This window comes from Binatus sp. (SeqCode) (assembly GCF_049584895.1).
In the GTDB taxonomy this organism is placed as follows: Bacteria; Desulfobacterota; Binatia; order Binatales; family Binataceae; genus Binatus.
The window spans coordinates 1-11,149 of sequence record NZ_JBAUYR010000011.1; the positions used below are offsets into that span (position 1 = coordinate 1).

Annotated in this window: 13 protein-coding genes; 12 read left to right on the plus strand and 1 reads right to left on the minus strand. The window is 58.6% G+C overall.

Annotated elements, in window-relative coordinates; translation table 11 throughout:
- The first annotated feature begins 10 nt into the window (after positions 1 to 10).
- From WB650_RS02330 to WB650_RS02375, 10 genes are all read left to right on the plus strand, one after another.
- Positions 11 to 160: a DUF3309 family protein gene (locus WB650_RS02330; protein WP_422301302.1), complete on the plus strand. Its 150-nt coding sequence runs from the start codon at positions 11 to 13 to the stop codon at positions 158 to 160.
- 20 nt (positions 161 to 180) lie between these two features.
- Positions 181 to 378 carry a Thivi_2564 family membrane protein gene (locus WB650_RS02335; protein ID WP_422301300.1) on the plus strand — a complete coding sequence of 66 codons (198 nt, stop codon included), beginning with the start codon at positions 181 to 183 and terminating at the stop codon, positions 376 to 378.
- Positions 379 to 845: 467 nt separating this feature from the next.
- Complete coding sequence (locus WB650_RS02340) at positions 846 to 1,085, plus strand: hypothetical protein (RefSeq protein ID WP_422301299.1); 240 nt, start codon at positions 846 to 848, stop codon at positions 1,083 to 1,085.
- 15 nt (positions 1,086 to 1,100) lie between these two features.
- Positions 1,101 to 1,442: a glycine zipper domain-containing protein gene (locus WB650_RS02345; RefSeq protein ID WP_422301297.1), complete on the plus strand. Its 342-nt coding sequence runs from the start codon at positions 1,101 to 1,103 to the stop codon at positions 1,440 to 1,442.
- On the plus strand, positions 1,405 to 1,689 hold the full coding sequence (locus tag WB650_RS02350) for a hypothetical protein (RefSeq protein ID WP_422301295.1): 285 nt from the start codon (positions 1,405 to 1,407) through the stop codon (positions 1,687 to 1,689). Before WB650_RS02345 ends, WB650_RS02350 begins: the two co-directional genes overlap by 38 nt.
- Positions 1,690 to 1,693: 4 nt before the next feature.
- Positions 1,694 to 2,050 (plus strand): phage holin family protein, encoded by a 357-nt coding sequence (locus WB650_RS02355; RefSeq protein ID WP_422301293.1) that lies wholly within the window; start codon positions 1,694 to 1,696, stop codon positions 2,048 to 2,050.
- 78 nt (positions 2,051 to 2,128) lie between these two features.
- The gene (locus WB650_RS02360; protein WP_423959277.1) at positions 2,129 to 3,493 is read left to right on the plus strand and encodes a VTT domain-containing protein; all 1,365 of its coding nucleotides are present in this window, start codon (positions 2,129 to 2,131) and stop codon (positions 3,491 to 3,493) included.
- Between the two features lie 826 nt (positions 3,494 to 4,319).
- A complete protein-coding gene (locus WB650_RS02365; RefSeq protein WP_423959279.1) occupies positions 4,320 to 6,578 on the plus strand; it encodes an Ig-like domain-containing protein in 2,259 nt (752 codons plus the stop codon).
- Between the two features lie 202 nt (positions 6,579 to 6,780).
- A complete protein-coding gene (locus WB650_RS02370; RefSeq protein ID WP_422301289.1) occupies positions 6,781 to 7,995 on the plus strand; it encodes a CaiB/BaiF CoA transferase family protein in 1,215 nt (404 codons plus the stop codon).
- A 65-nt stretch (positions 7,996 to 8,060) separates the two neighbouring features.
- Positions 8,061 to 8,798: a CPBP family glutamic-type intramembrane protease gene (locus WB650_RS02375; RefSeq protein WP_422301288.1), complete on the plus strand. Its 738-nt coding sequence runs from the start codon at positions 8,061 to 8,063 to the stop codon at positions 8,796 to 8,798.
- A gap of 79 nt (positions 8,799 to 8,877) precedes the next feature.
- On the opposite strand, the gene WB650_RS02380 is transcribed toward WB650_RS02375, so the two are convergent.
- Positions 8,878 to 9,744, minus strand: coding sequence for an alpha/beta hydrolase (locus WB650_RS02380; protein WP_422301286.1), 867 nt, complete (start codon positions 9,742 to 9,744; stop codon positions 8,878 to 8,880).
- A 153-nt stretch (positions 9,745 to 9,897) separates the two neighbouring features.
- On the opposite strand from WB650_RS02380, the gene pcaC reads away from it, so the two are divergent.
- Both pcaC and pcaH read left to right on the plus strand, forming a co-directional pair.
- Positions 9,898 to 10,287: a 4-carboxymuconolactone decarboxylase gene (pcaC, locus tag WB650_RS02385; protein WP_422301284.1), complete on the plus strand. Its 390-nt coding sequence runs from the start codon at positions 9,898 to 9,900 to the stop codon at positions 10,285 to 10,287.
- Positions 10,284 to 10,994, plus strand: coding sequence for a protocatechuate 3,4-dioxygenase subunit beta (gene pcaH / locus WB650_RS02390; RefSeq protein WP_422301283.1), 711 nt, complete (start codon positions 10,284 to 10,286; stop codon positions 10,992 to 10,994). The genes pcaC and pcaH overlap by 4 nt, the downstream gene beginning before the upstream one ends.
- The last annotated feature ends 155 nt before the right edge of the window (positions 10,995 to 11,149 follow it).

Sequence of the window (11,149 nt, forward strand, 5' to 3'; positions counted from 1 at the left end):
GGAGAATAGAATGTTACTACTCATCATCATATTGCTTTTATTGTTCGGCGGCGGCGGTGGCTACTACGGCTATAGTAACTATGGCGCGACCGGAGGCTTAGTGCCGCTGGTACTCGTGATAGTTGTAGTCTGGCTGCTGGTCGGCCGTGGCGGTCTCTGACAGTTCGCTAGGAGTGCCGCATGACTCTCGTCAACATAGTAGTAATCCTGGTCGTTATAGGTCTCGTGATGTGGTTAATCAACACCTACATTCCGATGGCCGGAGCTATCAAGAGTCTACTGAATATTGTTGTGTTCGTGGTCGTGTTGATTTGGGTTTTGCAAACGTTCGGGCTGATCGGAGCGATACCCGGACTCAAGATTCCACCGCTTAAGTGATCGGCGGTCACTCGCAAATGAAACTGCAAGCAACCTTCCAGCAGCCGAGCGGTGTTCGCTGTGAGGCGATGGGTGAAACGGCGGGCATCCGGGGAGACTCCCCCGTCCCTTTGGTGCCCGCCAACTTTTTCCGTCAGGCGCGTATGAATAACTCCTTAACCTGTAGAGATGTGAGATCGAGGATGCAAAAACTATTCGTTCCATTGGTCGGGCTGTTCTTGTTCACCTTGACTGGATGTTGCAGCGTATTTGGGCTTTGCGCGTCGGCGTCTGTCCATACGTCAATTGCTTCGCCGCAAACATTTGCCCAACAAGATAGGTTGCAAGGCTTGGACTTTTCGCAGGCGTCGGCCCACTCAGCTACATGTTCTGATTGATACCGAGGCGGCCGACAAAAGACCGCGCACCGCAATTCAAGGGGAATAAACAGACCTACGATGGCAATCTGATAGGTCGAGGTGAGACAGATGACATTGGAAGATACCGCAAATTCCAGCGTTCGAAATGCAATGGATCAGGGGCGCCAGGCAGCAGACAAAGCCAGCCAGGTGCTCCAGGACGGTTACGATGCGGCGCAGCAATACGCCAGGGACAAGGGACTTGAGCTGGACTTGCGCGAGTTGGTGCGCAAGGAACCGTGGTTCGCAATCGCGGCCGCATTTGCGGTGGGCTACGTCGTCGCGCAGATTGTTCGGCGCGTGTCCTGAGCCGGGCGCAGGGCAGTGAATAATTCATCAAGGTCGACCGCTGAGGAAGCAGGCGAGAAACGGCGTCGGCGGGATCGCGACATCGGCGAGTACATAAGAGAGGAGCCGCTTACCTCGCTGGCAATTGCCGGCGGCGTCGGATTCATACTTGGCGGAGGCGCCAACAGCCGTCTCGGCATCGCACTTCTGTCCATAGCAGGACGAATCGCACTGCGCGGCGCTGCAACCAGTTTCATCGTGGACCTGGTCACCGGCAATCGCGGCGACCAAAGACCGGAACGCGCGACAACTCGCGACCGAGGCCATCGCAATGGATACCATGACAACCCGAGAACAGATTTCAGCGATCCAGACTGAGCGCGACGACGCGCGCCAGGATCTGCGCGACACCCTGGCCGACGTCAATGAAAAAGTTGGACAGGCGGAAGGCGAGATGCGTCCTGACCACATCATCGAGAGTCATGCGGTTGGAGCCTCGCTGATAGCGGGAGCGTTAGGATTTTTGTTCGGATCGATCGTCAACAGCCGCGGCGCGGGCCCGATCGTAATCGCAGCATTGCTCGGCGTCGCGATCTCGAGACATGGCTCGAACGGCGAGGGGTGATCCTATGACAGAAAGACAGTCGCATCACGCCAACGGGGCGCCGGAGACCTTACAGGACTGGCCGACGTTGGTAAGCAGGGCAGTGGACGACGTCACTCGCATCTTGCAGTCCGAGGCGCACATGTTGCAGACCAGCATCGGCGCGACGCTGGAGACGCGACTAGCTAGTGCAATAGCTACTCTGACTGTAATGGCAGTGATGCTATGCGGCGGAGTTTGCATCCTCTGCGCCGCGATACTGCTGCTCCATCAATGGCTGCCGCTGTGGCAGTCGTTCGGACTCGCGGGCGCCGCCATCCTGCTTATCGGGATCGCGATGTACGCAACCAGGAAACCTGCAGTCCGCCCCAATTCCGTTTAAGCGGGCGCGTCGATATCCGATCGAATGGCCTCACCGGTCCTTATGACGGTGAGGCCGCTTCATGTTTAACTACTATCGATGTTCGCCGCGATTGAAAGATTCCTCGGCCAGGCCGGACCCTGGTCGCTGGTCGTAGTCTTCATCGTTATCGTACTCGAGTCGGCGGCCGGCCTGGGCGTCATCTTTCCCGGCGAGGCTATGGCGGTGATTGCGGGCGCGATGGCCGCGGACGATTTCTTTTCACCATGGACGGCGCTCGCCGTGGTAGCACTGGCCGCGATGATTGGCGACCTGACGGGCTACACGATCGGTCAGAAAAAGGGAAAGGCTGTACTGGCGCGATGGGCGTTTGCGCGCCGCCAGTATGAAAAGCATCGCAAGCGCATCGAGTACTATTTCGACCGCTACGGCGGCGCGACGGTGTTCGTCGGCCGTTTCGTCGCGGTGGGACGCGCTTTCGTCCCCTTCACGGCGGGTCTGTCCGGGATGCGACTCCGGAAATTCGTGCCGATGTCAGTGCTCGCTGGCCTGGTGTGGTCATCCGTTGTGGTGGGCCTCGGCTATACGCTCGGTTCCAACTGGAGACTCGTCGAGAAGTGGCTCAAGTCGCTAAGCGCCGGAATTGTCGTGCTCGCCGTCTTGACCGGCCTGATGGCGAGCTTGTGGCGATCAGTCGCGCGGCGCCAGACCCAGATCGTCGCGGCGTGGAAGCGGTATCTCACCGGGCGCTACGGCTTCGATCTGACTCCGTTTGTGAATTTCGTCCGCGCGCGCTTCTCACCTCGTAGTTACCTGGGACTCCATCTGACGGTTGGCTTGATCGCGGTCGTGGCGCTGGCATGGCTGTTCGGCGGTATCGTGGACATCATCTCGGACCAGGGTCCGCTGGGCGGACTGGACCGGACGGTGGCGCTGTTCGTCACCGCTCAACGCACGCCGGCACTCGACTCGGCCGTCAGCCTGATCGCGGCGCTGGCGAATCCGATCTGGCTGGCTTTCATCGTTGGAGTTGGAGCGATCAGCTATGCGCGTCGGCGTGAGGCGAGCCTTTCAATCTCGGCGCTGGTGTTTCTCGGCAGCGCATACGTGCTCGCATACGGTCTACAGGCGATGTTTGCGAAACATGCCGCGCATCAACCGAAACTGGTGCTGGTAAATGGTTTTGCAGGCTTCCCGAGCGCCGCGCTAACCGCCTCAACCGCAGGCTACGGGATGCTCAGCTATCTGCTCGCCGCCGAGACCGATAGCTGGCGCCTGCAAACGCTCAGCGTCGCAGGATCGCTCTATATCATCGCTCTGATCGGGTTCGCCGGCATCTACTCAGGACTTGCACTGAGCGCCATAGTCGGCGGATTTGCATTAGGCGGATGCTGGCTGGCGATCTGCGTGACCGGAAGCCGTACCTACAATCGCCTGCGCAGTGAGGGCGGCAAACTTGCTTGACGATTTGATCCGCAGAGTACCAATCCCAATAGCCACTTTTTTGCCATAGTAGTCAATGAACGGCATTACTTTGACATCTCTCTTTGTACTATCGGATCGACTGACTATCGCCTGCGGTCTGCTTCGAAGCCAATCCTGAGCTTATGACTAGTACGCGCAAAATTCCCGCGGTTATCTGAGTAACCGAAGTCCCGACACATTTCAGGGTACGGATCTTGCCTTTACGGTACTGGCGGGATCGCGCCGAGCGCAGGAATTTTTCTTCTGCGTCGGCATGTTTCGTCAAGGGGAATTTGAACCAGGTGAATATGCGCAGGAAGAAAGGCATCCGGGTCGAGTCGAGCTTATCGTTGCTCGGCCAATGGAGTCGATCGCGACAGCTCGCGTCAGCGCGAAGTATGCGTGGGGATTCGCAACTCAACAGATACTTGGCGTCTGCGTGCAGCCTGATTCTCGCAGTCGTGCTGGTCGTCGGCGCAGCTGGCTATGCGGTTATTGAGAGCCTCTCAACTTCAGCCACGACAACTGCGAAGTTTGCGATCCTCGAACAATTAAATCGTCATGCGGGTCGAGATCGAATTCTAACTCCGGCCGCAATTGCGCTCGCGATGGGCGCGCTCCACCAGCCCGCGCCGGTCCCCAATCGATACCGTATGAAAGCGCCCATGACGAATAGTCAATACACAATGCCGCGAAATACTTCGAGCTTCATCATATGCAAGTAACCAAGGAAATGAATTCCATGTTCTCCACGAAAAAGATTACGATGATACTCAAGTATATAGTCAGTAGAATATCCATCGCGGCGTTAGTAGTAATCGTAGGTATGGCCGGCTCCGCGGCGGCTTCGAGCAAACCGAGGTCAATTGTTACTTCTACGTCTCCAGCTGACGACGCCGTCAACGTGCCCGTCAATACCAGCGTCACGGTAAACTTCAGCGAGCCGATGGACTGCAGCACGATTAGCAGAAGCCGCTTCCGACTCAAGGACACCAGGCACGGCCGTATCGCGGCGGAAAAAATTAGTTGTAGCGGTACCAGCGCGACCCTGACCCCGCTGAGCGACCTTGCGGTCAGCACAAGGTACGAAGTAGTGCTCCACGGACCAATCAAAGCCGCCAACGGTACCCCGCTGTGGGATAACGGATGGGGTTGGGATTTTACCACCGCTCCGAGCGCCGAACCGCCCGCCACCGCGACTCCCACCGCAACTGCGACGGGCACCGCCACTCCAACCGCGACCGCAACCGCGACTGACACAGCGACCGCGACTGCGACATCAACCGCGACAGCCACCTCTACCGCGACCGCCACCGCGACAGATACGGCAACGGCGACAGCGACCGCGACATCAACCGCAACTTCCACCGCAACCTCAACGGCTACGGCGACGGCCACCGCGACGGCCACTTCAACCGCAACCTCGACGGCGACCGCAACTCCTACCGCGACTGCCACTGCGGTTGCGCCAACAGTGTTTGCGTCGGCACCCGCCATCGTGGGATGTGGCGGACAAGGAATGGGGACCAATCAGGCGATCACGGCAACCTTCAGCGAGCCGATGAGCCCCGCATCCATCAACGGCACCACCTTCACCGTGATGGGTCCGGGAGTGACTCCCGTAACAGCTTCTCTGGTCGTCTACGATGCGACAAACAACATCGCGCTCTTCTATCCACCAATTGGCGGTTTCGCACCCAACACGACATTTACCGCGACGATCACCACTGGGACTGAGAGCGCGGGACTTCTGCCGCTGGCGAATAACTACGTATGGACTTTTACGACTGGCGCGGGGCCGGATACGACCCCGCCTCTGGTGAGTTCGACGGACCCCGCTAATCTGGCGACCCTCGTGGGGACCAACCAGAGCATCGTGGTTACCTTCGACAAGGGCATGGACTCGACAACCATTACGCCAACGACGTTTACCTTGATGGGACCGGGAGTAACCCCTGTTCTCGGTAATGTGACCTACTCCACGATTGGCGACACCGCGACCTTCACGCCGAGTACTGCTCTCGCAACCGGCGTCACCTATACCGCGACTATCACGACCGGGGTCCAGGACCTCTCGGGCAATAATCTGGCCAGCAACTTCGTGTGGACCTTTACGACGGGGCTCTCCACAGACACCACCGCGCCTACAGTCACTAGCACGAACCCGGCAGATCTAGCTGGTAGTGTCGGCGTCGACGCATCAGTTAACGCAACCTTTGACAAGGCGATGGACTCCTCGACCCTCAACCCAAATACCTTCACTTTGACAGGTCCTGGCGTAACGGTCGTGGTCGGTAAAGTCTCCTATGACGTCTCCGACCAGATAGCGACCTTCACTCCGACCAGTTCCCTCGCAACCAACACCACCTTCACTGCCACGATTGCTGGAGCGCTGGATCTGGCGGGCAATGCGCTCGCGACAACTTCATGGACCTTCAGCACCGGTTCGGCCACCACGGGTCAACTGCCGGTGAATCTCGGAGCGGCTTCGACCTACGCGATTCTGGCCGCCACTACAGTTACCGCCCCGGGTCCGATTGTCGTGAATGGTGATCTCGGTTTGTCTCCGGGTACTTCAGTAACCGGCTTTCCGCCGGCAGTCGTGAACGGAGCCACAAATATCAACAATCCCGCCGCCGCCGCAGCTCAAGCCTCGTTGCTGACCGCGTACAATGATTTGTTCGACTTGCCAGCAGGCGCCACCAAGACCGGAAACATCGGCGGAACAACGCTCACACCCGGCATCTACACTGCCCCAGCGACATCGTTGGCCGTATCGTCGGGCAACCTGACCCTCGACGCCCAGGGCGATACGAACGCGGTCTGGATCTTCCAGGTCGGAACGACTCTCGATATCACGCCGGGACTGCAGGTCATCCTCGCCAACGGCGCTCAGGCATCGAATATCTTCTGGCAGGTTGGCAGTTCTGCGACAGTCGACACTACCGCCGTCATGCAAGGAAACATATTGGCGGCAGTGTCTGTCACGGTGAATAGCGGAGCAACTCTGAACGGCAGAGCGCTGGCGCTGACCGGCGCCGTCACCGCGGGCGGCAGTGGCGCGTCGTTGCCGGGATGTCAGTGATAATGAACTAGCAATTAGACTAATAAGACGGCGCTATCAAGTGGGGCCTCATGGCCCCGCTTGAAACGACTCCGCGACTCAAGGTGCTCCGGCCAAAAACGCCGGGGCACTTTTCTTTGACGCTTGAAACTCACCGGGGATTGCCGAACTCGAAGCGCTGTACTAACGACGAGACTGCAATCCACTGCGTTGGGGTTTGGCGATGCGAAAAGATGGAATTCTTTCGGGAATCAAGGTGATCGACTGCGGCACTTATATAGCGGCGCCGGCCTCGACTACGGTGATGTCTGATTTCGGCGCCGAGGTGTTCAAGATTGAGCGCCCGGATGGGGGCGATCTGTGGCGCCTGTTTCCGCATTTGCCGGGAACTCCGAAGTCGGAACTGAATTACGCCTGGGTCCTCACCGGACGCAACAAAAAAAGCGTCGCGCTCGACCTCGGGAGTCCTGAAGGTTACGAGGCTCTCATGCGCCTCGTCAAAACCGCCGACGTTTTCGTGACCAACTATCAGGCTCAACTGCTGACGAAGTTCCACCTGAACTGGGACGACTTGCGCGCCGTCAACCAACGGCTGATTTTCGCCCATCTCACCGGCTACGGCGACAAAGGCGACGACGCGGACCTTCCCGCCTTCGACGCGCTGGCCTATTGGGCGCGTTCGGGTCTGATGACCAGCGTCACGGGACGCGATGGAACGCCGTCGGGTCCGCGGCCGGGAATCGGCGACCATCCGACCGCGATGGCGTTGTTCGGGGCGATCATGCTTGGGCTCTACGATCGCGAACGTACCGGACGAGGGTCCAAAGTAGGCACGTCATTGATGGCGAGCGGCGCGTGGGCGCATAGTTGCGACTTGCAGGCGCGCATGTTGGGCGCGAACTTCCCGCAGCGGCAGGGCCCGCATCCGATAAATCCGCTCTCAGCCGGATACGTCACGCGCGACGCGAAGGTGTTCCTCCTCATTCAACTTGATCCCGAGCATGAGTTTCCGCGCCTATGCAAAATGTTCGGTGCGCCCGAACTCGCGACCGATTCGATGTTTGCGACCGACGCCGGCCGAACTGAGCATGCGGCGGAGTTGTTCGCGATTTTGCAATCGCAGTTCGAATCGAGGGATCTGGCGGATTGGCGCAAGGCGTTCAAGGAATACGACATCAAGTGGTCGCTCCTACCGGCGATCGACGATGTCGTGAGCGATCCGCAGATGCGCGCGGCCGGCGCCTTCGTGGATCTCGACTATCCGGCCCACGGCACAATCCAGACGATCAACAGTCCGGTCTTCGTCGCGGGAAGCGAGAAACGAAAGCCCGAGGCTGCGCCGGCACTTGGTGCGAATACTCGCGAGGTCCTGCGCACGCTCGGCTACGACGACAGCGCGATCGACGAAATGATCAAGCGGCGCATCGCAGCCGGTTGATTGCTGCGCGCATGTCTGCAGACCGTACGCCCGAAGATCGCGCGAGAGATCGACGAGAGTCGTTAATGTGGATGATTCTCGCTGGCTTGGGCACTCTCGTTTCGGTGGGATTTGATTTCATCAGGATGAGACAGTTCGCACCTGGAACGGACCTGTCCGTTTCGGTTGAATTTATCATTATCAGCGCAGTCCTGATTGCCCTGATTCCAGTCGCGGTCAAGATCAACCATAAGCTCGATTTACCGGGCGGGCCATTGATCACGGCAACGCTAGGCCGTGAGCCGCAGCCGTACCGATGGCGAGATGTAGTGCTGGGTGGCGTTCTTTGGGCCGTGATCTTGATGATCATCGCATTGGTTGGGACCGGTTTGTTTTTGTATTTTTTCCCGTCCTTCATTCCGAAACATCCGATCAACAAGACGCCGATCGTGAAGCCGTCGGAGCTTTGGCTCCTATGCGGTGTAGTGATCGCCGCATCCGCTGGTGTGCAAGAGGAAATCCTATTTCGCTTCGTTCTGATCGGACTTTTTTCGCGAACTCTAATGACTATCAAAGGAAATGCGGAGCAGCGACCGAGCAGGGGCCTGCTCTGGCTCGCGACCATCATGCAGGCCTATTGCTTTGGAATGGCACACGTGAGGCCTGATTTCTATCTGGCGAGGGGAATTGCTGGAGTCGGGGAGTTTGCGATTCATGCACTTATTCAGCCCCAAACATGGACCGGAATATTCCTCGGGTGGCTGTACCTGAGCCGCGGTTTAGAGACCGCAATGGTGACGCATATTTTCTTGGATCTGTTGTGATTGATCCGGCTGTCTCCGCAATGATGGACGGGCGCGATCAACGACATGATCAAACGCCTGCATCGCGGCGGGCTAATCACTATCCGGCGATCGCCTTCTGGAGCCAACCCACGAGATCGCGCATCACTTCGTCGCGATTTGTTTCGTTCAGCATCTCGTGACGGCCTTCCGGATAGTATTTCTCGCTGACGTTCGCGATTCCCGCCGCGCGATATCGCTCGGCCAGCGGCTTCAGCCATTCGAGGTTGTGATTAATCGGGTCTTTGTCGCCGGCGAAAATGTAGATCGGAAGGTCCTTGCGAATTTGCGCGATCGCCGCCGGATCGATCAGCCGAATCGCAGAAGCCATCAGCGTCTCCATCGCCTTCTTGTTGATTCCAAATCCGCAAAGCGGATCAGCCTCGTAGGCATCGACCGCTGCATGGTCGCGGCTCAACCAATCGTGCTGAGTCCGCGCCGGCTCGAATGCGCGATTGAACGCGGTCAGATCAGCCTCCTGCGAGGGATCGATTGACAGCTTGTCCACCGCCGCCGATCCGGAGAGCACCAGGCCCGCGATTTGCGCGCTGTTATCGAGCACGTACTGCTGCGCCGCGAACGATCCCATGCTGTGGCCGAGCAGGATCACCGGCAGACGGCCTTCACGAGTGCGCGCGAGGCGGGTCAGCGTCGCCATGTCTGCGACCAATCCGTTCCATCCCGCTTCGCCGAAATCACCGAGCGATTCGCGGCCCTTGACGCTGCGTCCGTGTCCGCGATGATCGTTGGCATAGACGTGAAAACCGGCCTGGTTCAGAAATTCCGCGACGTGCGCGTAGCGGAGCGAGTGCTCTCCCATGCCGTGAGCGATCTGCACAATGCCGGCAGCCTTCGTCGGCGCGCGCCATCGGTAGTACGCAATCTCGAGTCCGTCCTCGCTGTTGAAGGAAAAATCTTCGCGCCTCATGCCGATGTACCTCCCGTGCTCAATCCCTCCAGTGCGAATACTACAAATTGAATCGTCAGGTCGATTCCCTTTTGACGTTACAGCCTGCGGCGAGATAGCTTTCAAATAGATCGATTCAGGAATGCGAAATCTCGACCGTCCAGGAGTGACGTCATGAAAGATCCCGCATACGAGGCAGGCTTGGCCGTACGGCGTCGTGTTCTGGGCGATGCGCATGTGACGCGCTCACTGGAAAATGCGACCACCTTCGATGAAGACTTTCAGGATCTCGTCACGCGCCACGCGTGGGGCGATATCTGGACGCGGCCTGGCCTCGACCATCGGACGCGCAGTCTCATCACGATCGCCTTGCTGGCGGCCGGCGGCCGCAATGAAGAACTCAATCTCCACATCCGCGCCACTCGCAATACCGGCGCGACTGCTGACGATGTGAAGGAAGTTCTGCTACAGGTCGCGGTTTATGCTGGCGTGCCCGCGGCGAACTCCGCGTTCCGAATCGCAAAGTCCGCGTTCGAGGAAATGGCGAAAGAGGGCTCGCGATGAATTCGCCAGCAGGCTATCGCCGCGAGGCTTCGGGGGTTCATCCGCCGTACGATCACCCTGCTTATTCGAGTACTCACAAGCGAGCGCCGCGTCATGCGCCGTTAAAGCTCGAGCACACGCTGTCGGAGATCACCGGACCCGGTTTCAGGCGCGAGATTCTCGGGCCGAGCAACAACGAAAACGATTTGACGCAGTTCAACGGCGGTGAGGCTCTCGGCGAACGAATCATTGTGACCGGCCGCGTCCTGGACGAAGATGGCCGCGCGAATCCTCACACAGTGATCGAAATCTGGCAGGCGAATGCCGCCGGTCGCTATGCTCACGGCGAAGATCAGCACCAAGCGCCGCTCGATCCTCATTTCGCGGGCATCGGAAGAGTCGTTACCGACGAACACGGCGCTTACCGCTTCATGACGGTCAAGCCGGGTGCGTATCCGTGGCGCAATCATCACAATGCGTGGCGCCCAAACCACATTCACTTCAGCCTCTTTGGTCCGAGTTTCGCCACTCGACTGATTACTCAAATGTATTTTCCGGGCGATCCGCTGCTCACTCTTGATCCGATCTTTAACAGCGTTCCCGACCGCGCCGCGCGCGAACGGTTGATAGCAACGTTCGATATCGAAGTTACTATTCCCGAATACGCACTCGGTTATCGATTCGACTTCGTACTTCGTGGCCGCGACGCGACTCCAACTCCAGACTGAAATGCCCCCGCTGCAAACGCCATCGCAAACCGTTGGCCCTTTTTTCAAGCCCGCCTTGATCCGCCCGGGACAGGAATCGCTGATAACACCCAAGACTCGCGGCGAACGCATCACGATTGAAGGTCGCGTCCTCGACGGCGATAGCGCAGCCGTCA